The sequence below is a fragment of the Streptomyces canus genome, assembly GCF_001514145.1.
Classification (GTDB): domain Bacteria; phylum Actinomycetota; class Actinomycetes; order Streptomycetales; family Streptomycetaceae; genus Streptomyces; species Streptomyces canus.
This window is the reverse complement of sequence record NZ_KQ948656.1, coordinates 574347-598232: the sequence shown is the minus strand read 5'-3', so window position 1 is coordinate 598232 and position 23886 is coordinate 574347. Positions and strand designations below refer to the sequence as shown.

Sequence of the window (23886 nt, the reverse complement as noted above, 5' to 3'; positions counted from 1 at the left end):
AAGAAGAGGGTGGTGGGTCAGATGTCGGCGAGCAGGACCGCCGGGCGTTCCACGCAGTCGGCCACGAAGCGCAGGAAGCCGCCGGCCGTGCCGCCGTCGCAGACCCGGTGGTCGAAGCTGAACGACAGCTGTGTGACCTTGCGGACGGTCAACTCACCGTCCACCACCCAGGGTTTGTCGACTATGCGGCCCACACCGAGGAGCGCCGCCTCGGGGTGGTTGATGATGGGCGTGGAGCCGTCGACGCCGAACACGCCGTAGTTGTTGAGGGTGAACGTGCCCCCCGTCAGCCGGTCGGGCGGGAGGCTGCCGGTCCGGGCCAGCTCCGTCAACCGGGCGAGTTCCGCCGCCAGTTGGACAGTCGTCAGCCGGTGGGCGTCGCGGACGACGGGGACGACGAGGCCGCGGTCGGTCTGGGCGGCGAAGCCCAGGTGCACCTCGTCGAAGCGCACGATCTCCCGGCGCTCGGTGTCGACGGTCGAGTTGAGCTCGGGGTAGCGGCGCAGACCGGCCACACAGATACGGGCGAACAGCGCCAGCAACCCGATACGGCGGCCCGGTTCGGCGGCCTCCAGCGCCCTCTTGGCCTGGAGCAGGCCGGTGGCGTCCACGTCGACCCAGGTGGTGGCGTCGGGGATCTCGGTCCGGCTGCGCGTGAGCTTGTCCGCGACCGCTTTGCGGATGCCGCGCAGGGGGATGCGGACCGGGCCGTCGGAGGCTGGGGCCGGGGCGGGTTCGGTCGAGGCCGGTGCCTGTCGGGCGACGGCCTGTTCCACGTCCCGCCGCAGGACGACCCCGGCCGGACCCGAAGGTGCCAGCTCGGCGAGGTCGATCCCGTGGTCCCGGGCCAGCCGCCGGACCAGCGGCGAGACGACGCGGGGAGCATGCGCCTGTGTGACCGGCGCGGGTGCGGGCGCCTGAGGCGCGGCCGCCGTACGTCGGCGGCGACGGCGCGGCGCGGGCTCGTGCCCGGTGCCGTAGCCGATCAGGACGTTGCCCGAACCGGCCTGTTCCTCCTCGCGGTACCGCTCGGCGGCGGTGTCCGGGACGGCTGGTACCGGGGCAGCGGGCGCCGCCGCTCCCACCGTGATCAGCGGTTCGCCCACGCCCAGCGGTGTTCCCGCCTCCGCGTGCAGGCGCAGCACCGTGCCCGCGTAGGGCACCGGCACCTCGACCGCGGCCTTGGCGGTCTCCACCTCGACCACGACCTGGTCGATCGTCACGGTGTCGCCGACGGCGACCTTCCACTCGACGATCTCGGCGTCGGTCAGTCCTTCGCCGAGGTCGGGCAGCCGGAACACCTGCTCGTCCAGCGTCGCGGTGGTCATGCGACCGCCCCCTTCACCAGGTGCCGGGTGTCGGGCTCGTCGGCGAACTGCAGGCGGTCGACGGCGTCGAGGACGCGGTCGACGCCGGGCAGGTGCGCGTGCTCCAGCTTCGGCGGCGGATAGGGGATGTCGAATCCGGCCACCCGCAGCACGGGAGCCGCGAGCGAGTGGAAGCAGCGCTCCTGCACGCGCGCCGCGATCTCCGCGCCGACTCCGGCGAAGCCCTGGGCCTCCTGCACGACCACACAACGCCCCGTCCTGCGGACCGACTCCGTGACCGTCTCGTCGTCGAAGGGCACCAGCGTCCGCAGGTCCACCACCTCCAGCTCGATCCCGTCCGCCGCGGCGGCCTCGGCGGCGGCCAGGGCGACCGGGACCGAGGGGCCGTAGGCGACGACGGTGGCGTCACGTCCCGCCCGCCGGATCGCCGCCCGCCCGAACGGCAGCGCCCCGCGGGTGTGAAGGTCGGTGTCCTCGCGCGACCAGTACAGCTTCTTCGGCTCGAGGAACACCACCGGGTCGGGGTCCGCCACCGCGTCCCGCAGCAGCCAGTACGCGTCCTCGGCCGTGGCCGGGGTGACGACCTTGAGGCCGGGGGTGTGCGCGTAGTAGGCCTCGCTGGAGTCGCAGTGGTGCTCGACCCCGCCGATCCCGCCGGCGTAGGGGATGCGGATCACCATCGGCAGGCCGATCCGTCCGCGGGTGCGGTTGCGCGTCTTGGCGACGTGCGAGGCGATCTGCTCGAACGCCGGGTAGGCGAACGCGTCGAACTGCATCTCCACCACGGGCCGGAAGCCGCCCATCGCCATGCCGACCGCCAGCCCGACGATGCCGGCCTCCGCGAGCGGGGTGTCGAAGCAGCGCTGCTCACCGAAATCGCGGGTCAGCCCGTCGGTGATGCGGAAGACCCCGCCGAGCGGACCGACGTCCTCGCCGAAGACGAGGACCCGTTCGTCCTCGCGCAGCGCGTCGCGCAGGGCGGTGTTGAGCGCCTGCGCCATCGTGACCTTGGCCATGGTCGTCAGTCCTCCTGTGCCTGGGTGGTGTCGGCGAGTTCGGCCGCCAACTGGGCTCGCTGCTCGCGCAGTTGAGGAGTCGGCTCGGCGTAGACGTGGTCGAACAGCTCCAGCGGGTCGAGCACGGAGTCCGCGTTCATGCCGGCGCGCACCCGCGCCGCCAGCTCCTCGGCCTCCTCCCGCAGCCCCGCCACGTCCTCGTCGGTGAGCGCGCCGCGCGAGCGCAGGTACGCCTCCAGCCGGTCGACGGGGTCGGCGGACCGCCACTGCTCGACCTCGTCGTCCTCCCGGTAGCGGGTGGCGTCGTCGGCATTGGTGTGCGCGTCCATGCGGTACGTGTGCGCCTCGACCAGGACGGGACCGTGGCCCGCCCGGGCATGCTCCACGGCCGCGGTCAGCACCGCCAGCACCGCGACCAGGTCGTTGCCGTCGACCTGCTCGGAGCGCACCCCGTAGCCGATGCCCTTGTACGCCAGGGCGGGCGCCGCGGTCTGCCGGGCCAGCGGCACCGAGATCGCGTACTTGTTGTTCTGCACGAAGAAGACGACCGGGGCGCGGAAGACGGCGGCGAAGTTCAGCGCCTCGTGGAAGTCGCCCTCGCTGGTCGCCCCGTCCCCGACGAGCGCCATCGCCACACCGTCCCCGCCCTTGCGGCGCAGGGACTCGGCCATGCCGGTCGCGTGCAGCACCTGGGTGGCCAGCGGGGTGCACTGGGGGGCGGTACGGGTCGCGGCGGGGTCGTAGCCGCAGTGCCAGTCGCCGCGCAGCAGCGTGAGCACCTCGACGGGGTCGATGCCGCGGGTCACCAGGGCGACGGAGTCGCGGTAGGTCGGGAACAGCCAGTCGTCGGGGCGCAGGGCGAGTACGGCGCCGATCTGGCACGCCTCCTGACCACGGCTGGACGGGTAGACGGCCAGGCGGCCCTGCTTGGTGAGCGCGGTCGCCTGGGTGTCGAACCGGCGGCCCAGGACCATCTGCCGCCAGGCCTCGAGCAGGGCCTCGACGGGAGGCTCGGTGTAGTCGGCCGGCGGCCTGGCGACCGGTGTGCCGTCCTCGGCCACGAACCGCACCGGCGTCAGGGACGGCAGGAGACCCTGGACCGTCTGGCGGAGGCTCTTCACGGACATGGAGGGCACTCGCTTTCTCTGGACACTTGACAGGAGAATGGTGGCCACTGATGAATATGTGTTCAATAGCTCGGCCGGATCGGCGATGAACTGCCGAACCCGATGGTCTGGGAGGACAAAGTGTCCGAGGAAAACTCGCTGCCGGGTGCAGTGGCCGGACGAACTGCCGTCCCGCTCGACGACATCGACCGGCAGATCCTGAGCCGGCTCCTCGAGGACGGTCGGATCTCGGTCCGCGCCCTCGCCGAGCAGGTGCACATCTCCCGGGCCAACGCCTACACCCGCATCGGCCGGCTCGTGGCCGAGGACGTCATCACGGGCTTCACCGCACAGCTCAATGCCCAGCGGGCGGGCCTGGGCACGAGCGCCTACGTGACGATGAGCATCGAGCAGAACGCCTGGCGCGACATCTCGCGCGAGCTGCGCGAGATCCCGTACGTGGAGCATGTCGCCCTCGTCACCGGCGACTTCGACGTCCTGGTGCTCGTCCGCGCCCCGGACAACCTCGTGCTGCGCCAGGTGGTGCTGGAGAAGATCCAGGGGATCCCCGGAGTGCGCTCCACCCGCACCTGGCTCGTCTTCGACGAGGTGCGGGGGCGCGGCGCCACCTGGACGCACTGAGGACCTGCGCGTCATACGTCGGCCAGCGCGGCGTCGACCTCGAGCCGGGTCGGTGCGGGGACGGGAGCCGACGGCGGTGCGTGCCGCCGAGAGCGCACCACGCGGAACCGGCCGGTGACGAAGTTGACTCCGGATCCCGGCAGTTCGGCGAGGGCCGAGGACGGGTCGGCGGGCAGGTCGTCCAGGTTCTCCACCAGATGCACGCCGGCGTCCAGTGCCGCGGTCCCGGCCGCCGCCAGCACCAGCGGGTCGGTGGAGTGCACCGAGGTGTACAGCGCTCCGTGCCGCGCCACGGTACGGCGCAGGAGCGCGAGGCTGTGCGAGGTCGACTCGGTGCCCACCAGGAAGGAGACGGGCCCGGGCCACTCGCGGGTGTAGACGCGTTCGTCGGAGGCGCGCAGCCGCACCAGCAGCGGGCTGCGCAGGTCGGCGTAAGGGTGGTCGGGATGGGTCACGGGACCGGAGGCGTGCAGGACCGGCCCGTACCGTGCGGCATCCGTCAGGGCGCCGCGTACCTCGTCGGCGGTGATCGCGCCCAACGCCCTTGCCGCGCGGGCGGGATGGCCGAGCAGCCGGTCGACGGCGTCGCCGAGGTCGGCCCCGAGGTCCCGCAGCGTCTTGTGCCCCTCGTCGGTGGTGAAGCCCCGCTCCGGAACCAGGATGTTCTGTGGCGTGGTGCGCACCGTCCCGTTGCACCGGCACGAGGCGAGGGCGAGACCTCGGACCAGGCGCCGGTAGTCGTCGGTCGAGTCCACGACCACGGTGTTCAGTCCGGTCCGGTTGGCGAACACGACGGCCTGGCGGGCGTGTTGCTCCAGCCAGTCGGCGAACCGCGCGGGGCCCGTGTAGTCGACGATCCGCACCGCCGGGTCCGTGGCCAGACGCCGGTGCACCTGCCGTTCCGGTTCCGCCACCGCCAGGGTCACGAGGTCGGGGGAGTGACCGGCCTCCGCCAGCACCTGCCGGGCGACCCGCACCGTGATCGCCAGCGGCAGCACGGAGCGCGGGTGCGGAGCCACGACGACCGGGTTGCCGGTCACCAGGCTGGCGAACAGGCCCGGATACCCGTTCCAGAGCGGGAAGTCGGGACAGCCCACGAGCAGCGACACCCCGCGGGGCACCAGAGTGCAGGTGCCCTGCAGTGGTCGCCCGCCCCTTTCGGAACTCTTCCAGTGCAGGTCGGCCGGGACGCGTTCCGATTCGGCGAAGGCCTGGGCCACCGCCTCCAGGGCACGGTCCTGAGCGCGTGGCCCGGCGGCGCGGAAGGCTCCCTGGAGTGGCTGGCCGGTGGTGTGATGTACCGCGAGGGCCAGTTCGTGGCTGCGGGTGTTGAGCCGGCGCAGGATCTCCACGGCGAGCCCGGCGCGCTGGTACGGTCCGGCGGCCCGCCAGCCGGCCGCCGCGTGCCCGGCCGCCGCGACCAGCTCCGCGGGATCGCAGCGCGGGTAGTCGATCGGCGGGGCGAGGCCGTACGGGGACGACTCCGTGCGCACACGGCCGAGTTCACCGGGCTGCCCCAGCTCGAACGGCCGCCCCAGCAGTGAGTGGAACACCTTCCCCGCGGTGCGGGTCGACCTCATGCCCGCGTCGGCCGCGTCCTGGCCGGTCGCCTCGGTGAAGGGGCGACGGCACTCACCGGCGGCGATCGCACGGACGACGCTCTGCAGCAGCTCGCGATGGCGCTCGTAGGGACCGGGGCGCATCGCCGTCAGCCCTGCCGGCTCGCCGCGAGCGCGAGGAAGGCGTCGTTCTCCTCCGGCAGCCCGATCGTCACCCGGACGCCCTCGCCGGGGAACGGGCGCACCACGACCTTCCCGTCGGCGCAGTGCCCGGCGAAGGGGGCGCTGTCCGCGCCGAGCGGCAACCACACGAAGTTGGAGTGGGAGTCGGGCACGTCGTGGCCCAGCGCCCGCAACCGCCTGGTGACACGGTCGCGTTCGGCGACCGTGAGGGCGGCCCGGCGGGTGACCTCCGCGCCCTCACCGAGGGCGATCACGGCGGCCCGCTGGGCGAGGGCGCTGACACTGAACGGCACCTGCGTCCGACGCACATGCGCCGCGATCCCGGGCGGCGCGACGCAGTAGCCGACCCGCAGCCCGGCCAGGCCGTACGCCTTCGAGAAGGTCCGCAACACCGCCACGTTGGGGCGGTCGCCGAGGAGGGCGAGGCCGTCGGGGACCAGGGCGGGATCGGCGTACTCCCGGTACGCCTCGTCGACGACGATCAGCACATCCCGCGGCACCCGGTCCGCGAAGTCGGTCAGGGCCCGCGCCCCGACCGCCGTGGAGGTCGGGTTGTTGGGGTTGCACACGAAGACCACCCGGGTCCGCGCGGTGGTCGCCGCGGCCATGGCGTCCAGGTCGAGGGCGTGGTCACGCAGGGGCACCCGCACCGCCGTACCGCCTGCCACGGCAGTGAGGATCGGGTACGCCTCGAACGAACGCCAGCCGAAGACGACCTCGTCACCGGGCCCCACGACGGTGTGCAGCAACTGCCCGCACACCTCGGAGGAACCGGCGCCCACCGCGATCCGGTCCGGCTCGACCCCGTGGTGCGCCGCCAGAGCCTCGATGAGCGAGGCGGCGTGCAGATCGGGATACCGCGACACACCGCCGGCGGCCTCGGCGAGGGCTTCGGCCACCCCCGGCAGCAACCCGAACGGGGATTCATTGCTGGCCAGCACGACGGCCCCGGGCAGTTTGCGGCCCGGGACGTAGGCGGGCAGCTGGGACAGGGACGCACGGACACGCACCATGCTGGTCTCGCTTCTGCAGCGCTGGGACCCGAGGGCTGGCCGTCGGGCACTTGACAGGGCACAGCGTGAAGAGCGGACGACAAGCGCTCAACTGTTTGGGAAATTCGGCTACGAATCGCCGGAAACCAGGGTGCTCATCGGCAAACCGTCTCCCGGGCGGCCCTGCCCGACCATTGCCACGAGACGGACGGCAGACCCTCCGCCGTACCCCTGGCTCCCCCTTTGATCACGGGACGGACACAGCGGGCCCTCGATGCCCCCGCCGCGGCCAGGACACCAGCAGGCTGCTCGCCGTCCCGAGCCACGCGACGTCCGCGGCCCGCCCCGTTCCGATCGAGGAGACCATGCACTGCAATCAGACCCGCTTCCGCCACACAGTCCTGTCGGCGGGCGCGACGGCCCTCGCGCTGCTCGCGACCGGCTGCTGGAACGCCTCCGCGGGCGCGCAGACCGGCGGCTGCCGCGACGCCGGCGACTGGTCGGGACGGGAACAGGCGGCCTGGCTGCGGAGCGCGGTCGCCTTCCACGGGACGACCGACGGGACGGACCCGTCGTACGCACAGGCATCGGTCGTCGTCCACGGACCACGTGCGGGCGATGTCCGGGTGCTGTGCCGACCGCTCGCCGTACAGGTCGAGTTCTGGACCCTCACGGCCACGAAGACGAGGCCGGAGATGTCGTTCGTCATGCGTTACGGACTGTCCGCGGACGGCGGCAGGACCCGAACCGTCGCTTTCCCGGCCGGACTTCCCACCGGACGGGACCGCACCTGCGTCCGGGTCCTGGTCGCGGCATACGCGGGCGCACCCCTGGCCTACGGGGAACTGCCGCGGATGACAGGGGACTTGGCCACAGCCGGGGACGCGGACGTGCGGTTCGGGACGGCACGGATCGGTGTGCACCGGCTGCTCCCGGCACAGGGTCCCGCGCTGTGCGACGCGGGCCGCTCGACGCCGAGCCCGTCACCCGCCGCGTCGACCGGCTGGGACATCTACCATCCGTGACGCGGTCACCGCGAGGGCGCCTACTGGTAGCAGGGACTCCCGCACTGGACGGTGACAGTGCCGTTCTGTCCGTCGGTCGCGGCCGGAACGGCTGGGACCTTGCTGGTTTCCCACGGCATCGGTGCCGCCATGGCGGGTGCGCCGAGGGAGCCCAGGGCGGTCGCCGCCAGGAACACCACGGTGATCGCCCGCTTGCGCACGTTCATTTGTTCTCCCCCTGGTCGTGTCTGTGTCGTTCCCCGTGGTCGCCAACGGTTGCGAGGAGAGTCCCACGCACCCACACGGGCCGCTATGTTTTCGATCCCCTTCGAAACGTCGTCCCGGTGCCGGCCAGCAGGTTGAGGGCAAGTGGCGTCGCCGTGTGCTCGACGTGCTTGCCGTCGCGTCTGCTGACGACGAGTCCCGCACCGCGCAGGACGCCGATCTGATAGCTCGCACTGGCCGGCGCGAGCCCGAGAGCGCGCGCCAACTCGGTGGTGGTACGCGTGCGATGACCGGCCACGTCGACCAGAACCGCGCTCCTCGTCCGCCCGAGCAGTCGTTCCAGCCGTTCCTCGCCGGCTCGCGCGATGTCGAGCGGCTGCTTCACGACGGGGTAGACGAGGACCGGATCGAGGTCGGGATCAGCAAGGGCCGTGGGTCTGCGCCAGCAGAAATACGACGGCACGAGCGTCAGCCCCCGCCCGTCCAGCCGCAGTTCCCGGTCGACGGGATAGTCGACGTCCAGATACGGCGGGTTCCATCGCGCGAAGGGGCGCAGGCCCTCCAGCAGGGCGGCGCTGCCTCCGCCGAGCACGGCGCGCGTGCGGACTGCGACGTCGTCGACCACCGCCGAACGGACGTGCCGCCAGTGGGGTTCCAGGAGTGTCCGGAACGAGGCCCGGAGAGCGTCGGAGACCAGTTGGAGCGAGGCGACGGCCGATTCGTGGGGGCCGCGCATCCAGCCCGGCACCGGCCTGGTGTCGGCGAACCGCGTCAGTTCTGCGGATAATCGATCAGGGGGCGTCGCCCGTAGTTTGTCGAGCCCCGCCTCCAGGCACTCGCCGGTGACCGAAGGCGTGAGGAAGTCGGGGATGTAGCCGGAGGCCGGGATGACGGTGCGCAGGGTGTGCAGCGCATGTGAGGCCCGTCGGTCCCGCGACAGCCGCCGCCCTGTCTCACGTCGCCAGTGCCCGAACTCCACGGACCCCTGGGACGTCTGGAGGCGGCACACCGCGCACATCAACTCCCACAGGGGTTCGGGCTGCTGAGCGATCCGGATGTTCTCCAGATCGCGCCAGCCGAAGTGGATACGCAGCAAGTGGCTCCTTGCGATGGCAGGTGTGGACCCCATAGATCCTGATGTAGTGGGTCTGGAGGGGAAAGCCGCGAGCTGGGAGAGGATGCCCTCCTTGTCGATAAACTTTCGTTTATGAGTCCTGGTGGCGGATCCGGTCGCAAACGAGAACCGAGCTTCCACCAACTCCGGCTCTTTCTCGTCCTCGCGCAGGAACTTCACTTCGGGCGCGCGGCAGCGCGGGTCTACGTCACTCAGCCCGCCTTCAGCCAGCAGATCCGGTCGTTGGAGCAGCGGCTCGGTGTCGTCCTCGTCGAGCGCGGCGGCGGGAATGTGCGGCTCACCGCGATCGGCCGGTCCATCGCCGAGGAGGCCGGGGCAGTGGTCGATGCCATGTCCCGGCTGCGCCAGGCGGCCGACCGTCATGCCGGCGCGGCGCGTGGGCTCCTGAGGATCGGCAGCCTCGGGGCCGAGGCCGCCATGCCCTACGCCCAGGCCATCCTCTCCCGCCTCCGCGGAAAGCACCCGGACCTCGAGATCGAAGTCCGCAATCTGACCTTCGTCGACATGTTCAGCACTCTGCTCACCGGGGAGGTCGATGCCGCCTTCCTCCGCGGCCCGCTGCCCGGCGGGCTCCAGTCCCTGCAACTGGCCACCGAGACGCGGGTGGTCTGCCTGTCCGACGACGACCCGCTCGCCGACCGGGACACCCTCACGCTCGGCGACCTCGCCGATCGTACGGTCGTCGACATGCCCCCCGAAGTGCCCCGGTCGTGGTGGAACCACCTGACGGTCAATCCCCGCCCCGACGGCACAACGGTCCGCTTCGGCCCGGTCGTCAGGGACACCGAGGCCATGGTCCTCGCCGTCACCCAGGGGAGGGCGATCACCTTCCTGCCCTCCGCGGCCCGACGCCTGTACCCGCGCGCGGGCATCACCTATGTCGACTGCCCGGAACTGGGTCTCTCGACGGCCGAACTCGCCTGGCTCGCGGACCACCGCAACGCACCGGCCGTCTCCGCCCTGCGAGAGGCGGCCCGCCAGATGGTCCGCGAGTCCGGAAGCGCGGCTCTTGACTCCGCGTCCGACTTCAGCGGTGGGTCAGCGTAGTCCTTCCCAGCCATCTGGCTGCCATGACTCTCGCCGCCGCTGACCATCGGCATGGCCCGGCACCCCCGACAGACAGCCGATGGCGCTCAACTTACCGACGAGCGGCGGAATTTGATCGAGGGGGTTGACCGCGATGAGTGGCATCGTTAACTTGCGACAGGTCCGCCACTTGGACAGTGTTCACGATATCGAACGGCGTTGGTGTCTTGTCGAGCCGTTGAGTGGTGGCCGGCGGCATTCAGCGGTACCTCCGGTCGAAAACGGCAAGTGTGTAGTCATTCCTGAGCGTGGGAGCGCTCCCATAGGTTCCGTGCGGAGCCCGGAGCAGGACCAGCAGCCACGAGGAGGAAACGTGACGCAGAGCCGGAATCAGCGCTTGAGCGGGGAGAAGAAGTCGACCAGCCGGAGAACCGTCCTGGCGACGTTGGGGACCCTGCCCGTCCTCACCGTCGCGCCGTCGGTCGCGAGGGCGTCGGACGCGGGGACCGTGACGGCTGCCGCCACGGCGGTCATCGACCCGTCGGCGACGCGGCAGACGATCCGTGGCTTCGGCGGCATGAGTCACGCAGCCTGGATCGGTGAACTCGCAGCGGCCCAGCGGGACACGGCGTTCGGCACCGGAGACGGAAGGCTGGGGTTCTCCCTGCTGAGAATCCCCGTACCCGAGGACCGCGCGGCCTGGAACCGCGACCTGGCGACGGCGAAGCGCGCGGTCGAGCTCGGGGCCGCCGTCATCGCCTCGCCGTGGAATCCGCCCGCCTCCATGGTCGAGACCTTCGTCCACGGCAGCCAGACCAACGCGCGACGCCTCAGGTACGACATGTACGGCGCCTACGCCCAGCACCTGAACGACTTCAACACGTATCTGCGGAACAACGGCGTGAATCTGTATGGAATATCCGTGCAGAACGAGCCCGATTACGCGCAGGACTGGACGTGGTGGACCCCCACCGAAATGGTTCGTTTCCTGCGGGAGAACGCCGGTTCCATCGGTACCAGGGTCATAGCGCCGGAGTCCTTCCAGTACCTGAAGAATATGTCCGACCCGATCCTCAACGACTCGGCGGCACTCGCCAACGTGGACGTCATAGGGGCCCACCTGTACGGCACGTCGTTCGCGAACTTCCCCTACCCCCTCTTCAAGCAGAAGGGCGCGGGCAAAGAACTCTGGATGACGGAGGTCTACTACCCCAACAGCACGGATTCGGCGGATCTCTGGCCCCAGGCGCTCGACGTGGGGGAGCACATCCACCGCGCCATGGTGGACGCCGAGTTCCAGGCCTACATCTGGTGGTACATCCGGCGCAGCTACGGACCCATGCGCGAGGACGGCACGATCAGCAAGCGCGGCGCCACCATGGCGCACTTCGCCAGGTTCGTCCGACCCGGGTATACGCGGGTGGAGGCGACGGCGAAGCCGGCAACGGATGTCTACGTCTCGGCATACCGGGGCGGCGGTTCCACGATCGTCGTCGCCGTCAACAAGGGGGCCGCCGCGGTGAGTCAGCAGTTCACCCTGGCGAACAGCGCCGGGCCCACTGTCTCGTCCTGGCTGACCGACGCGAGCAGGAACGTCGCGTCCCAGGGGGCGACGGCAGTGTCGAACGGCTCCTTCACTGTCACGCTCCCCGCTCGAAGCATGATGACGTTCGTGATCCGCTGAACCCTGACTTCCATCAGCCAAGCTGCCGCGCGAAGAAACGTAGCGTGCTGTCCGTCTCGAATGCCGGGACGTCACCGTGGCTGCCGGGGTTGGCGTGCAGCGTCTTCTCGGTCGAGGCGAAGGCGTCGAACAGTGCCAGGCTCTGGGTCCGTGGCACTCGCTCATCGTCCCACTGCACGAGGAACTCCAACGGGACGGTAATCCGCGCGGCGGTCTCGGCTGACGCCTCATCACCGGCCAGGCCCAGCACCCCTGCCCGGATCCGGGGCTCGGCGGCAATGAGCGGGACACCGATCACGCAGCCCAGCGACACACCCCAGTAGCCGACCGGGCCAATGCCCACATGACTGAGCTTCTGGACCGCGTTGAGGACTGTCTGCCACTCCGGCACAATCTGGCGGACAACGAGCGCCTGGAAGCCGGCGATCAGTGGGGCCAGCCCCTCACCGGCGCCAAGCCGGGCCTCGTACTCGGTCGCAATCCGGGTGAACTCCTCATGTTCCGGCCGGTCACCGTGGCTGGGCGCATCGACAGCCACCACGGCGAAACCGCACTCGGCCACGAAACGGCGCGCGCGGTCCACGATGTCAGGGGCCTTCTTGTGCTGACCGCCGCCGTGCCCCAACGCAATCAGGGGGCGGGTTCCGTCGGCGCCTCGTGCAGTCCACAGCACGCCAGGAATGTCGCCGAGGAGAAAGAGCTGTTCAAGGACTCCGTCGGACGATGTCTCAGAGGTAAAGCGCATAGCGATTCGGGCCCTTCGGGATGCCTGCTGCGGGCGCTTTCAACGTAGCTTGATGGCTCGCCCCGGGGAGTTCCCGGTGGGTGTCTGGACGGATGGGCGGCCCCGCTTGGAGGTCGGAGCAGGCCAGGTCGGCGATGAGGCTGGGTGTCACAGGGGTGCCGAGATCGGTGAGGACTGAGCTCCAGAAGGCTTGTGCCGTACCGCTGGGGCCACGACAGGTTCTGCCACCAGTGGCTGATCCAGTCGCGGCTCGGTCACAAGGTTCCTGCACTGCGGCGGCCGAGGGATCAGGCGATGGACGGGCCTGTCGCCTGGCGGGTCTGCTGGACCAGCACGGTAGTGGCGCGTTCCAAGAGTTCACAGAGTGCGGTGTGTTCGGAGGGCGTGAACGCGTCGGTAAGCGCGCGCTCGAGGACGATCACCTCTTGGTAGGCGCGCTCCAGCACTGCCTGACCCATGTCGGTCAGGGTGGCGATCTGCACCTTGGCGTGTACTGGGGATGCCTCGCGGCGGATGAGTTCCTTGCCCTCCATGTTGGTCAGCACACTGCTCATGCTCTGCTGCGTCACCCCGCAGCGGCGCGCCAGTTGGGCACCGGACAGGTCGCCTTGGCGTGAGAGGAACAGCAGCACGGTGTACTGCGTCATGGTCAGCCCGTAGGTGCGCAGCACCGCCTCGTGATGCGCCATCAGTGCCTGTTCCGACCGCCTGATCCGGGTGCAGAGGTCATCCTCCACGGGTGCTTCCACGATGCGCTCCCACTCCGTTAACAGATTCATGTGTTGACTCAGGGACCTTATATACCTAGGGTCCTCGACTATAAGGATACTGAGTCAACACAAGGGGCTGTAACCTTGAAGGCTGTTCTTCTCGACGCCGCAGACCGCTACCAGATCGCCGACATTGACGAGCCCACCCCCGGCCCCGGAGAGGTGGCGATCCGCGTCGCTTACGCCGGGATCCAATGGGGCGACACCATGGTCCGGGACGGCTATGTCCCCGTGCCGCGTCCCTTCGTCCCCGGGTTCGAGGCGTCCGGGCACATCATCGCGGTCGGCCAGGGCGTCGAGCCGAGCCGTGTCGGCGAGCCAGTTGCCGCACTGACCATGGGAGGCGCCTACGCCGAGGTGGTCGTAGCCCCCGCCGTGTTCACGATGGACGTGGGCGACATCTCGCTGAGGACGGCCGCAGGGATCGGATGGGGAGGACCGACCGCCTACGACCTGATCAACACCGCCGTACATGTTCGTCCCGGCGAGAGCGTGCTGATCCACGCCGCCGCCGGAGGGGTCGGCACGCTGGCCGCCCAGTTCGCCCGACTGGCCGGAGCCGGCCGGATCGTCGGGGTGGTCGGTGGTACCGCCAGGGCCGCCTATGCCGCCCAGTTCGGTTACGACCAGATCCTGCTGCGGGAAGAATTCCCGGCTGCGCTCGGCGACGAGAAGTTCGACTCGATCCTCGACCCGGTCGGCGGACAGACCCGGAAGGCCGGCCTGGAACAGCTGGCCCCGCACGGCCGACTGGCCGCATACGGCAACCTCAGCACCCACGAACCGGTTCTGGTCGGCGCCAACGACCTCCTCACGCGCGGCACATCACTCGTGACGTACAGCAGCATCCTGCTCAGCCAGACCCACCCTGAGCGACTCGCCGACAGCGCCTGTCGCGCACTCGGCCTTGTGGCCGACGGCCGGGTACGTGTGGACATCACCGCCGAATACGACATGGCAGACCTGGCCACTGCCGTACAGCGGCTCGCAGAGGGCGCCACTCTGGGCAAGAGCATCCTTCGCGTCGCCTGACAAGAGATGCCGACCGGCATCCCTGAGCGTGGGATGACGATGCTGACTGGGGATGGTGGTTCGGCCGGTGGTGAACGCCGAACCGTCGGCAGGACCTGTCTGCATATCGTCCGGGCATGGTTGATCAACGATGGGTCGGCGTCGGCGGGGTCAGGCTGGCCTATCGGACATGGGGTCCGCCGGACGCTCCGCCGCTCGTCCTGTTGCACGCGCTGGGCGAGGATGCCACTGACTGGTAGGTGGTTGTGCCCGCCCTCGCCCGGAGCAGGCGGGTGTATGCCCTCGACCTGCGCGGTCATGGCCGAAGCGACTGGCCGGGGGACTACTCGCTCGAACTCGTGCAGGCCGATGTGCTCCAGTTCCTGGACGCGCTGGGACTTGGCGCGGTGGACCTGATCAGGCACTCCATGGGCGGGATCGTGGCCTACCTGCTCGCGGAGAACCATCCGCAGCGAGTGAGCCGGCTCGTCCTGGAGGACGTTCCCATCCCGCGTCCCCGGGAGCGGACCACCTTGACGAGGCCGGACGGCGCCCTGAGCTTCGACTGGGAGATGGTGCCGGCCGTCAGGCGGCAGATCGACGTGCCCGACCCCAGGTGGCTGGAGCGACTCAGCCAGATCACGGCCAAGACCCTCGTCCTCGCCGGCGGCCCGCACAGCCACGTCCCCCAGGACGGCGTCGCCGAGTTCGCCGGCCGCATCCCCGGTGGGCGAGTGGTCACCATCCCGGTTGGACACCTGATCCACCACGCGGCGCCGGAGCTGTTCACCGAGGCGGTTTCGACGTTCCTGCAGGAGGACTGTGACTGAGAAGTAGGCCCGTGCGGCCTTGTCCCATCCTGCGTTCGCAGTGACTCTTCCCTCCCCACACGTGAAGCGCCCGTGCTGGCGGGGCGGGCCGCACGCGCTGGTGTTCACCGACCGGATGCTGGTCACGCCGGTCCTGCGCCTGCGAACGGTGCCCCGGTCACGGAAACCCTGTGACCGGGGCGAGGATCAGCTGTCGCGGAGGGTGCCGGTCGCCGCTAGTTCCGGTACCGGAACACGATCCGGCCGCGCGTCAGGTCGTACGGCGGGAGCTCCACCAGCACCCGGTCCTCCAGCATGATCTTGATGTAGTTCTTGCGGATCTTCCCGCTGATGTGCGCGAGCACCTGGTGGCCGTTCTCGAGCTCCACGGTGAACATGGCGCTGCGCAGGCACTCGATGACCTTGCCCTCGACTTCGATGACGTTCTTGTGCTTCGTCATCGCACCAGCTCCAGGTTGCTGCTCATCGGCTGGGCGCCGATGCCCTCGAACAGTGCCGTGGCCGCTTGGTTGGACTCCTGGACCTCGGCCCAGGCCGCGGCGAACCCGGAGCGGTGCAGCGTCCCCAGAGTGTGGGCCAGCAGTGCCCGCCCGATGCCGCGGCGCTGCACGTCGGACCGGACCGCGAGCAGCCCGATGCGCGGTTGCTTCACCGTCACCACCCGGATGAGACCCAGGTAGCGGTCGGGCGCCGCGGCCACCGCGTACTTCGACGGGTCGACGATGGTGTCGCCTTCGGGGCGGGGGATCACCTCCGCCGGCATGGACTGCCACCCGACGGTCGCCTCGACTTCGTCACGGATCGCGCGGTCCACCGCCCGCAGCAGGCCTTCGTCCGTCTGACCGGCGGGCACGATCGTCACGCCCGCAGGCGGCATGACTGCTTCGAGCCCGGTGACCCGCGGGTCGGTCGGCACGACGTACTCCCACTCGCGGCGGCGGACCGTGAAACCGGCCCGCCGCCAGCGGGCCGTCAGCTCTACGTCGGCTTCGTCGACCACGGTGTACAACGGCGTCGGCAGTTCCGCCGGCATCGCCTCGGCGAGCCGGTCGAAGACGGCGTCGTGCCAGGCGTCGATGCTGACGAACAAGCGTCCGTCGGGCCGGTGATGCGCATGCCCGCGGCCGACCACCAGGTCGTCATCCAGTGCATGCCATTGCCTGTCCGCGACGCGCGTGATCATCACCGCGTTCTCGCTCAGGCCGGATGTGAAAGGCGTTGTGTTCATCGGAGTCTCCTCCCAGGAGTGCCTCGATCTCAGGCGCTCCTGGCGACACCGGACGTCAGCCGCCGGACCGTGACGGGTTGAGGGAGCACCCATGGGTAACTGTGTTCACGGGTCTCACCTCCATACGACGACTTCACGGTCCATCAGGACCGTAGCAGCGGGGCGTCGCCTTCCTCCAACCCTTTTTCTGCAGACGAGTTGGACGGGTGCGTCAGGGTGTTCGGTGAGGGATCGCCGACCGGGACAGTCGCATGTGCTGCCTCGAACCGGCCGCCGCCGACCAACTCGTCCACGCCGTCGGCGACATGCCCACCCAGGAGACCGCCGTCCTACTCGACCAGAGGTCTTAGGTCCAAGGTCGGATTCCGATGGACTCCAGGGAGAAGAGAATGAACGGGTGACCTCTCCTGCGTTCGATGTGGAGTCCTTCCTCAGTCAGCCGCTCACCGCGCGCCTCGCGACCCATGGACCGACGGTGCGCCCCGTGTGGTTTCTGTGGGAGGACGGAGCCTTCTGGGTCCTGACGGGCCCGTGGGCCAGGCTCTTCGATCACGTCAGGTCAAACCCCCGGGTCGCCCTCGTGGTCGACGCCTGCGACACCGCAACGGGTCTTGTCCAACAGGTGATCGCTCGTGGTGATGCCGAACTCGTGCCCTTCGACGTACCGCGAGGCCGGCGCAAGCTCACCCGCTACCTCGGCGCGGACGAGTCCCGCTGGGACGCACGCTTCGTCCACTACCTGTACGACGACCCCGGGGAGAGGGGAACGACGTGGTTGCGCGTGGTTCCCGACGCCCTCTCCGCGCAGGATCTGAGCTATTCCGTCACCAAGTGAACGAGGTCGGCGTCGCCACCCGGCAGCCTTGGTGAGGCCCGCACCGTCAACACCGGCATGGGCGCCGTGGCACACCCTGACCGACTTGGCCGTCGCCCCTGCTTCTCGATGTTCAGCGTCACGTCGTCGGCCATCGAAGTACACAAGCGCCGCACGTAGGCGACCTGCCGGTTCCGTCGCGCGGCTCGATCAGGCGACGGGCTCCAACCGGACACAGCACCGGCCCGGGCTGGGTGCCAGTCGGGCCTCGTACCCGCTCTCGCCGAGCCCGCCAAGGACGCCGCGGAGCAGATGCAGGTTCATGCCGCAGACCGTCTGCGTGTACTCACGGGCCAGGGAGTGGAAGGGGCAGTTGCCGAGCACGATGGCGCCTTCCTCGTGCTGCGGCTCGAACCCGTACTGCTCCAGCAGGTCGACGAGACTTCCGCTGCCCGGCCCGCTCAACAGCGTGCCGAGCTCCTCGGCCCTGCGGTGCAGCACCTCCTGCACCGGCGCACCGGTTGCCGAAGATTCCTCCACGGACTGTGCCAGGAGCCGCCCGGCGAGCTCGTAGCGCCGGTCCGGCAGGCTGACCGCGATCTGTTTCGTCGAACGCCGGTACAGCTTGGCGGGCCGGCCGGCGCCCGGACCGGCCCGCCCGCTGCGCCGCTCGTAGACCACGTCGAGCAGGGACTCATCGGCCAGGCGGTCGAGATGGAACGCCGCGGTCTGCCGCGCCAGACCGAGCGCGGCGGCCGCCTCGTCCCGTCCGACCGGGCCGGGCTGACGCACCACATGGTCGTACAGCCTCCTGCGCGTCGGTTCGTCCAGAGCGGCGATGGCGGAGACATCGGCGTCGCGTACTTCCTTCGGGTCGTCCACGAACACCAGTGTAAAACCAACAGCCATTGACTAAAGAAACGACCGGCGCTTCTATAGGTAATGAGAGTTGTCGATAGAAGGAGAGGCCCGTCATGACCTCCGCAACCACACGCCCCACATCCCCCGCCACCCCGCGGCGTGCGCTGCTCGCCGATCCCGGCTACCAGGCGTTCGTGATCCTGCGCACCGCCTTCACGGTGGCGCCGATCCTGTTCGGGCTGGACAAGTTCGCCAACCTGCTCGTGGACTGGCCCGCCTACCTCGCGCCCTGGATCAACGACCTCGTTCCCGGCAGCGCCCAGGCGGCCATGTATGCCGTGGGCGTGATCGAAGTCGTCGCCGGCATCGCCGTGGGCCTTGCGCCCCGCTTCGGAGCCTGGCTGGTGGCCGGTTGGCTGGCCGGCATCATCGTCAACCTCCTGACGATCCCCGACTACTACGACATCGCCTTGCGCGACTTCGGCCTCCTGCTCGCCGCCGTCGCACTCGCCCGCCTCGCCGAGCGCTACCACGGCAAGCGACAGCACTGAACCGGCGCGACCCACGCCGATTGCCTCCCGCGGGCGGCGCCTGCCAGGGCCGCCCGCCAAGGCTCGCTGCCGAAGCGCAGTGCGGGCCCAAAGGGCCGGGGCTGTAAGGCGCACCGACGGCCGCCCGGCGCTCTGCGCAACGTTCTGCCACGGCTGCGACGATGCGGCGAATGGCCCGGTAAGACCGACGGGGTGGAGGAGCGGCCGGGGCAACGACCCGTACAGGCCCGGCTCTCTGCGGGAGCTGACGGGCACATCGTCACCGCGTTCGGGCGGCGTGGCGGCTCGGTCCGGCCGTTCGCGGCCGCGCGTCACCTTGAGAGGCGTGCTTCGATGCCGTCGAGCAGGAAGTCCAGGCCGATCCGGAAGGTGTGGTCGGCGTCGAGGTGGGCGGCGTCGCGGACCACGGTGGCCAGCGCGCGGAACCGGCCGGTGGCGAAGGTCTGCTCCAGACAGGGCCCGAGCGAGGCCTGCCAACGCCTCTCGTCCATCCCGCTGGCCCGCTCGGCGCGCCGTCCGGCGATCTCCCTCCGCACCGCGCCGATCACGTACGCGTCGACCGCGCCAACCACCGGCGTGATGTCGTCCAGGCGAAGCCGTCCAGTGCGGCCACGACCGCCTCGCCCCTGGCCGGCGCGTGCGGTCCGAGCTGCGGTCGTCCACCGAGCAGGTCCGCGAGCCATTCGTGCTGGTGAGCGGTCTGCCGGGTGGTTTCGGCAAGAGAGCGCAGCACCTCCCGCCAGTCGTCTCCGACGGGCCGGATCTCGGCATAGGCCCCGACGGCCATCACGTCGAGCAACTCCTCCTTGCTCACCCGGACGACTTCCCTGCCGCGGTCGAAGAGTACGAACGCGAGATGTTCGAACGCCCCAGTGCCGCCGCCCGGATGTCCGCGGACATCCAGGAATTGCTGACGTCGCCCGATGCCGCCCAGAAAATGCTCGCATTCTTCCAGCCTGGCTGAAGGAGTTCACCCACCGGGCGTGCGAGATCAGTACTCCAGTTCGGGTCGGAGAGGCCCGCCGACCGTGTGGAGGTGGCGCAGCACCTGGGCGTAGGAATTGAAGAGCCCGGTCTCGTGGTAGGCGATGCCGTGCCGGGCGCAGAAGGAGCGTACGAGTTTCTGGGCGTGGCGCAGGCCGGGCCGCGGCATGGACGGGAACAGGTGGTGCTCGATCTGGTAGTTCAGTCCGCCGAGCGCGAAGTCGGTGAACCGGTGGCCGCGGATGTTGCGCGAGGTGAGTACTTGCCGACGCAGGAAGTCGATCCTGTCGTCCTTGGCGAAGATGGGCATGCCCTTGTGGTTGGGAGCGAAGGAGCACCCCATGTACAGCCCGAACAGTCCTTGGTGCACGGCGAGGAAGACCACGGCCTGGAGGGGGGACAGGACCAGGAACAGCGCGGCGAGATAGCCGACGAGATGGGCCGTGAGCAGTCCGGCCTCGGCCAGTTTCGTCGACCGGGAGGTCGTGGTACCGGTGCGCTCCAGCAGTGCCCGTACCCCTGCGACGTGCAGGGCGAGTCCTTCCAGGAGCAGCATCGGGAAGAACAGCCAGGCCTGGTGGCGGGCCAGCCAGGCGTACGCCCCGCTGCGGACCCGGGCCTGGTCCTCGGTGAACGCGATCGCGCCGTCGGCGATGTCCGGGTCGCGGTCGACGTGGTTGGGGTGGGAGTGGTGCCGGTTGTGCTTGGAGATCCACCAGCCGTAGCTCAGCCCGATCAACAGGTCGGCGTGCACGCGGCCGAGGATGTTGTTGACGCGCTTGGAGCGGGCGATCTGGTGGTGCCCGGCATCGTGCCCGATGAACCCGGTCTGGGTGAACATCACCGCGAGGAAGGCAGCGGTCAGCAACTGCCACCACGACTGCCCGATCAGGGCGAACGCCGTCCATCCGGCGGCCAGCAGAAGCAGGTTCGCCCCGACCTTGACGGAGTAATAGCCCGGGCGCCGCCGCAGCAGCCCGCTCTGCTTCACCTCGCGGGACAGCACGGCGTAGTCGCTGCCCCGGCCGCTGGGCGAGTGTTCCGTCGTCCCTGTGTGGTCCGCCGGCTCGGTGCCCCGGTTGACGGTGTCAATGGTCACGGTTTTCCTTTCGAACGCGTGAGGGCCGTCGCCGCCGGCGCGGGGGCAGGGCGCCGGGGCCAGAGAAGCCCGTACGGAAGCAGCGCGAGGCAGACCCGCGCACGGGCCTGCCTCGGAATCTGGGCCCTCAGAACGCGCGAAACCGGTCGGCCTGCATGCCCTTCGGGCCCTGGCCGCCGGTGAATCACTTCGGCGTTCTTTCTTCAACTACAACCACCCGCTCCAACGTCCCTGGCGCCCGGCAAGTTCCCGGCGGGCGAGGAGGGGGCCGGCGACGTCCCGACGGGTCGGTTCGGGGACCCGGAGGGGAGTACGGTTGCGGTACCGAGTGCACTTCGTACGCCGTCATCCGTTGCGGCGTCGCCCTCGGGGAACGGCAAAGGCCGGAGTGCACCGCATCCGGCCGGAAGAGAGCCGCACCCTTATGAGTCTGATGAGCCTCGGAGTACTCGCCTCCTCCCGCAAGGAGAACGAGTTCCGCCTGCCCTTGCACCCTGCCCACCTCGACCGGATCGCCCCGGACATCCGCGAGAGAATCTTCCTCGAACAGGGGTACGGCGAGCGGTTCGGTGTCGCCGACGACGCGCTGCGACCGCTCGTGGCCGGTCTGCGCTCCCGCGAGCGACTCGTCGCCGAGAGCGACATCGTGCTGCTGCCCAAACCGACGCATGACGACATCTCCGCGCTGCACGAGGGGCAGGTGCTGTGGGGATGGCCGCACTGCGTGCAGGACGAGAAGATGACCCAGCTCGGTATCGACCGACGGCTGACCCTGATCGCCTGGGAGGCCATGAACCACTGGACTTCCACGGGCGCCTTCAGCGTCCATGTGTTCCACAAGAACAACGAGCTCGCCGGCTACTGCTCGGTGCTGCACGCCCTCCAGCTCGGCGGGCTGACCGGACACTACGGCCGGCGCCTGCGCGCGGTGGTCATCAGCTTCGGCGCCACGGCGCGCGGAGCGGTCACGGGGCTGGGCGCCATGGGGGTCACCGACGTCACGGTGCTCACCCAGCGCGCCGCCGCGGCGGTGGCCTCGCCGATGCCCTCGGTCGTCATGGCCCACTTCGAGGAGCGGGATGACGATCCGTCGCGCCTGCGGGCGGTCACCGCGGCCGGTTCCATGCCGTTGGCGGAGTATCTGGCGGGGTTCGACATCATCGTCAACTGCGTCCTGCAGGACACCGACGCACCGCTCACCTTCGTCACCGACGAGGAACTCTCCCTGTTCCGGCCGGGCACCTTCTTCGTCGACGTCGCCTGCGACGAGGGCATGGGCTTCACCTTCGCCCGCCCGACCACCTTTGGCGCGCCCATGCACGAGGTGGGTCCGGGCTGCCACTACTACGCGGTGGATCACAGCCCGTCCCACCTGTGGAACTCCGCCACCTGGGAGATCAGCGAGGCGCTCCTTCCCTACCTGCGCAAGGTCATGAGCGGCCCTACGGCATGGGACACCGACGTCACGGTCGGCAAGGCCATCGAGATGCGCGACGGCGTCGTCCAGAACCCGAAGATTCTCTCCTTCCAGCACCGGGCGGCCGCCTACCCCCACCTCCCGGAGACCGCCCCGCCGAACTGACCTCCGGCTCCGCCATGGCGAGCGTACGGCCGTTCGCGTCGAGGGATGCCTTCAGCCAGTGCCCCGCCCGCACCCCTCCGGGGGCGCACGGAGGCCGCCGATCCATTCGGTCACCGCATCCGGCTGGGCGACGGCGACCTCGGTTCGGCCGCCCCGCGTCCAGGCCAGACGTCGTAGGAGCGGGCCTGCCGTAGTGACCGGCTCGATGCCGGCGACAGGAAGAACCCGCAGCTTGTCATGTGATCGTCCCCGCGCTGCCCCTGTCGGCTGTCACAGCAGGATCGCGCCGGTCACGGCCGTCGCTGTTCCGGCGATCAGCAGGATGAGGATCGCGCCGACGGCCCTGTCATTGGCACGGCGGTCGGCCGCGAGGTCGGGGGTGTAGACGGCCGGGTCGGAGGGGGCGTAGTGGATGGTGAGCCGGCGGCCGAGGGACCGGCTCGGGTCGGGGATGCCGTCCCGGGACAGGACGGTGACCTCGGTGCCCTCAAGCGTGGTGAAGGTGACGACGGGCGCGTGGTTGATGATCTCGTCGCCCTCCCCGTCGGTGTAGACGTCCCTGGTGACGGCCACGACACGGGCCGGGACGGCGATGCCCTCGGCCAGCAGGGCGTCGCGGGCGCGGGCCGTACGGATGTCGGGGCTGAGCGCCGCGAAGGCCGTGACCAGGGTGCCGAAGCCGAGCAGCGCCCACGGATAGCCCCACAGCACGGTCGCGTGGATCACCAGCCCGATGAGGAGCAGGACCACCGTGCAGGATGGGCCGTACCGGCCGCTCTTGTCCTCCGGACTGTGCAGCACGACGCGGAACCGGTGCGGCCGCCCGCGCGGGTGGCGCACCTCCACCTCACGGCCCACCCACGCTTCCTCGACCGCGTCGCCGTGCTTGCCGACGTTCGACAGGACGAACTCCTGCCCGGTGGCCGGATCCCGGAAGGCGACCGTCACCGGTATCCCGGGGCGCTTGGACGCGCCGTGCGCCGGCTGCCCCACCTCCACGATCCGTCCCTTCACCCAGACCGCTCGCTGGGCCGGGGTCAGCCCGACCAGGGCAAGCCCGTAGCCGAGCAGTGCCAGGCCGGTCGGCAGCACCCACCACAGCCTCAGTGCGTCGTCCACGCTCATCCAAGTCCCGCCCCCTCCATGGGAATTCGGCCCGTTTCGCGCCAGGCGCTCAGAAATCGAGGCGGAACAGGTGGTCGGCCGGGTCGACCACGGCCGGGATCCGCAGGCCCACGCGCAGGGCGGGGTGCTTGGACCGCTTCCAGGTCGCCTCGAACGTCGGGCACCGCGGCCCGCTGATCCGCAGACCGACGGTGACACCGGCCTGCTCTCCGTCGTCCCAGTCGGTCAGTTCGGTGACTTCCGCCGCACAGGACGCCTGCGAGCAGGAGGCCGGCCGCGGTGCCCGTGAAGCCGGCGACGCTCAGCAGGACCGGCCCGGACAGGCACAGCCCCGCGGCCATGGAGTACGGGAACAGCGCTGCGCTCGGACCGATCCTCGACGTCTG

The 23886-nt window shown here is 70.0% G+C and carries 26 protein-coding genes and 1 pseudogene; 11 read left to right on the top strand and 16 right to left on the bottom strand.

What is annotated here, in order from left to right; translation table 11 throughout:
- Window positions 1–17: 17 nt before the first annotated feature.
- From AQJ46_RS02630 to pdhA, 3 genes are read right to left on the bottom strand one after another with little or no spacing between them, the layout of a single operon-like run.
- Window positions 18–1328: a dihydrolipoamide acetyltransferase family protein gene (locus AQJ46_RS02630; RefSeq protein ID WP_059203989.1), complete on the bottom strand. Its 1311-nt coding sequence runs from the start codon at window positions 1326–1328 to the stop codon at window positions 18–20.
- Window positions 1325–2344, bottom strand: a complete 1020-nt coding sequence (locus AQJ46_RS02625) for an alpha-ketoacid dehydrogenase subunit beta (protein WP_059203988.1) — start codon at window positions 2342–2344, stop codon at window positions 1325–1327. Before AQJ46_RS02625 ends, AQJ46_RS02630 begins: the two co-directional genes overlap by 4 nt.
- A gap of 5 nt (window positions 2345–2349) precedes the next feature.
- Window positions 2350–3471 (bottom strand): pyruvate dehydrogenase (acetyl-transferring) E1 component subunit alpha, encoded by a 1122-nt coding sequence (gene pdhA, locus AQJ46_RS02620; RefSeq protein WP_059203987.1) that lies wholly within the window; start codon window positions 3469–3471, stop codon window positions 2350–2352.
- A gap of 102 nt (window positions 3472–3573) precedes the next feature.
- Between pdhA and AQJ46_RS02615 the strand changes: the two genes are divergently transcribed.
- On the top strand, window positions 3574–4092 hold the full coding sequence (locus AQJ46_RS02615; RefSeq protein WP_059203986.1) for an Lrp/AsnC family transcriptional regulator: 519 nt from the start codon (window positions 3574–3576) through the stop codon (window positions 4090–4092).
- An 11-nt stretch (window positions 4093–4103) separates the two neighbouring features.
- Here the strand turns inward: AQJ46_RS02615 and AQJ46_RS02610 are convergent, their stop codons facing one another.
- Both AQJ46_RS02610 and AQJ46_RS02605 read right to left on the bottom strand, forming a co-directional pair.
- Complete coding sequence (locus AQJ46_RS02610) at window positions 4104–5795, bottom strand: aldehyde dehydrogenase family protein (protein WP_059203985.1); 1692 nt, start codon at window positions 5793–5795, stop codon at window positions 4104–4106.
- Window positions 5796–5800: 5 nt separating this feature from the next.
- Window positions 5801–6847 (bottom strand): histidinol-phosphate transaminase, encoded by a 1047-nt coding sequence (locus AQJ46_RS02605; protein ID WP_059203984.1) that lies wholly within the window; start codon window positions 6845–6847, stop codon window positions 5801–5803.
- A gap of 344 nt (window positions 6848–7191) precedes the next feature.
- Here AQJ46_RS02605 and AQJ46_RS02600 point away from each other — a divergent pair, with 344 nt between their 5' ends.
- Window positions 7192–7851: a hypothetical protein gene (locus AQJ46_RS02600; RefSeq protein WP_059203983.1), complete on the top strand. Its 660-nt coding sequence runs from the start codon at window positions 7192–7194 to the stop codon at window positions 7849–7851.
- 20 nt (window positions 7852–7871) lie between these two features.
- Here AQJ46_RS02600 and AQJ46_RS02595 read toward each other — a convergent pair whose 3' ends face one another.
- Both AQJ46_RS02595 and AQJ46_RS02590 read right to left on the bottom strand, forming a co-directional pair.
- Window positions 7872–8057 (bottom strand): hypothetical protein, encoded by a 186-nt coding sequence (locus AQJ46_RS02595; RefSeq protein ID WP_059203982.1) that lies wholly within the window; start codon window positions 8055–8057, stop codon window positions 7872–7874.
- A gap of 83 nt (window positions 8058–8140) precedes the next feature.
- A complete protein-coding gene (locus tag AQJ46_RS02590) occupies window positions 8141–9151 on the bottom strand; it encodes an ArsR/SmtB family transcription factor (RefSeq protein WP_063803750.1) in 1011 nt (336 codons plus the stop codon).
- Window positions 9152–9262: 111 nt separating this feature from the next.
- On the opposite strand from AQJ46_RS02590, the gene AQJ46_RS02585 reads away from it, so the two are divergent.
- Complete coding sequence (locus tag AQJ46_RS02585; RefSeq protein WP_059203981.1) at window positions 9263–10237, top strand: LysR family transcriptional regulator; 975 nt, start codon at window positions 9263–9265, stop codon at window positions 10235–10237.
- A 369-nt stretch (window positions 10238–10606) separates the two neighbouring features.
- On the opposite strand, the gene AQJ46_RS57000 is transcribed toward AQJ46_RS02585, so the two are convergent.
- On the bottom strand, window positions 10607–10795 hold the full coding sequence (locus tag AQJ46_RS57000; RefSeq protein WP_225887216.1) for a hypothetical protein: 189 nt from the start codon (window positions 10793–10795) through the stop codon (window positions 10607–10609).
- Between AQJ46_RS57000 and AQJ46_RS02580 the strand changes: the two genes are divergently transcribed.
- On the top strand, window positions 10794–11900 hold the full coding sequence (locus AQJ46_RS02580; RefSeq protein ID WP_225887215.1) for a glycoside hydrolase: 1107 nt from the start codon (window positions 10794–10796) through the stop codon (window positions 11898–11900). The two genes, AQJ46_RS57000 and AQJ46_RS02580, sit on opposite strands and share 2 nt — an antisense overlap.
- A gap of 13 nt (window positions 11901–11913) precedes the next feature.
- Here the strand turns inward: AQJ46_RS02580 and AQJ46_RS02575 are convergent, their stop codons facing one another.
- Entirely contained in the window at window positions 11914–12645 is a 732-nt protein-coding gene (locus tag AQJ46_RS02575) for a dienelactone hydrolase family protein (protein WP_059203979.1), read from the bottom strand.
- A gap of 287 nt (window positions 12646–12932) precedes the next feature.
- The gene (locus AQJ46_RS02570) at window positions 12933–13424 is read right to left on the bottom strand and encodes a MarR family winged helix-turn-helix transcriptional regulator (protein WP_059203978.1); all 492 of its coding nucleotides are present in this window, start codon (window positions 13422–13424) and stop codon (window positions 12933–12935) included.
- Window positions 13425–13499: 75 nt separating this feature from the next.
- On the opposite strand from AQJ46_RS02570, the gene AQJ46_RS02565 reads away from it, so the two are divergent.
- The 3 genes from AQJ46_RS02565 (at window position 13500) to AQJ46_RS02560 (ending at window position 15256) form a co-directional block, all read left to right on the top strand.
- On the top strand, window positions 13500–14447 hold the full coding sequence (locus AQJ46_RS02565; protein ID WP_059203977.1) for a quinone oxidoreductase family protein: 948 nt from the start codon (window positions 13500–13502) through the stop codon (window positions 14445–14447).
- Between the two features lie 116 nt (window positions 14448–14563).
- On the top strand, window positions 14564–14686 hold the full coding sequence (locus tag AQJ46_RS58740) for an alpha/beta fold hydrolase (RefSeq protein ID WP_318656709.1): 123 nt from the start codon (window positions 14564–14566) through the stop codon (window positions 14684–14686).
- Window positions 14687–15256, top strand: a complete 570-nt coding sequence (locus tag AQJ46_RS02560; RefSeq protein WP_318656708.1) for an alpha/beta fold hydrolase — start codon at window positions 14687–14689, stop codon at window positions 15254–15256. It abuts the gene before it with no gap.
- A gap of 215 nt (window positions 15257–15471) precedes the next feature.
- Here AQJ46_RS02560 and infA read toward each other — a convergent pair whose 3' ends face one another.
- Window positions 15472–15696, bottom strand: a complete 225-nt coding sequence (infA, locus tag AQJ46_RS02555; RefSeq protein ID WP_057613374.1) for a translation initiation factor IF-1 — start codon at window positions 15694–15696, stop codon at window positions 15472–15474.
- The gene (locus tag AQJ46_RS02550; RefSeq protein ID WP_059203976.1) at window positions 15693–16484 is read right to left on the bottom strand and encodes a GNAT family N-acetyltransferase; all 792 of its coding nucleotides are present in this window, start codon (window positions 16482–16484) and stop codon (window positions 15693–15695) included. The genes infA and AQJ46_RS02550 overlap by 4 nt, the downstream gene beginning before the upstream one ends.
- 397 nt (window positions 16485–16881) lie before the next feature.
- On the opposite strand from AQJ46_RS02550, the gene AQJ46_RS56995 reads away from it, so the two are divergent.
- The gene (locus AQJ46_RS56995; protein WP_059203975.1) at window positions 16882–17319 is read left to right on the top strand and encodes a pyridoxamine 5'-phosphate oxidase family protein; all 438 of its coding nucleotides are present in this window, start codon (window positions 16882–16884) and stop codon (window positions 17317–17319) included.
- A gap of 189 nt (window positions 17320–17508) precedes the next feature.
- On the opposite strand, the gene AQJ46_RS02540 is transcribed toward AQJ46_RS56995, so the two are convergent.
- Window positions 17509–18186 carry a helix-turn-helix transcriptional regulator gene (locus AQJ46_RS02540; RefSeq protein ID WP_059203974.1) on the bottom strand — a complete coding sequence of 226 codons (678 nt, stop codon included), beginning with the start codon at window positions 18184–18186 and terminating at the stop codon, window positions 17509–17511.
- A gap of 86 nt (window positions 18187–18272) precedes the next feature.
- Between AQJ46_RS02540 and AQJ46_RS02535 the strand changes: the two genes are divergently transcribed.
- A complete protein-coding gene (locus AQJ46_RS02535; protein WP_059203973.1) occupies window positions 18273–18710 on the top strand; it encodes a DoxX family membrane protein in 438 nt (145 codons plus the stop codon).
- 311 nt (window positions 18711–19021) lie between these two features.
- Here the strand turns inward: AQJ46_RS02535 and AQJ46_RS58965 are convergent.
- Window positions 19022–19443 (bottom strand): annotated as a pseudogene (locus AQJ46_RS58965) (TetR/AcrR family transcriptional regulator C-terminal domain-containing protein).
- On the opposite strand from AQJ46_RS58965, the gene AQJ46_RS58960 reads away from it, so the two are divergent.
- Window positions 19348–19674: a hypothetical protein gene (locus AQJ46_RS58960; RefSeq protein ID WP_225887251.1), complete on the top strand. Its 327-nt coding sequence runs from the start codon at window positions 19348–19350 to the stop codon at window positions 19672–19674. The pseudogene AQJ46_RS58965 and the gene AQJ46_RS58960 overlap by 96 nt on opposite strands.
- 27 nt (window positions 19675–19701) lie before the next feature.
- Here the strand turns inward: AQJ46_RS58960 and AQJ46_RS02520 are convergent, their stop codons facing one another.
- Window positions 19702–20787, bottom strand: a complete 1086-nt coding sequence (locus AQJ46_RS02520) for a fatty acid desaturase family protein (protein ID WP_225887243.1) — start codon at window positions 20785–20787, stop codon at window positions 19702–19704.
- Between the two features lie 430 nt (window positions 20788–21217).
- On the opposite strand from AQJ46_RS02520, the gene AQJ46_RS02515 reads away from it, so the two are divergent.
- Window positions 21218–22375, top strand: a complete 1158-nt coding sequence (locus AQJ46_RS02515) for a N(5)-(carboxyethyl)ornithine synthase (protein ID WP_059203971.1) — start codon at window positions 21218–21220, stop codon at window positions 22373–22375.
- A 270-nt stretch (window positions 22376–22645) separates the two neighbouring features.
- On the opposite strand, the gene AQJ46_RS02510 is transcribed toward AQJ46_RS02515, so the two are convergent.
- Complete coding sequence (locus tag AQJ46_RS02510; protein ID WP_059203970.1) at window positions 22646–23500, bottom strand: DUF3592 domain-containing protein; 855 nt, start codon at window positions 23498–23500, stop codon at window positions 22646–22648.
- Window positions 23501–23886 lie beyond the last annotated feature (386 nt).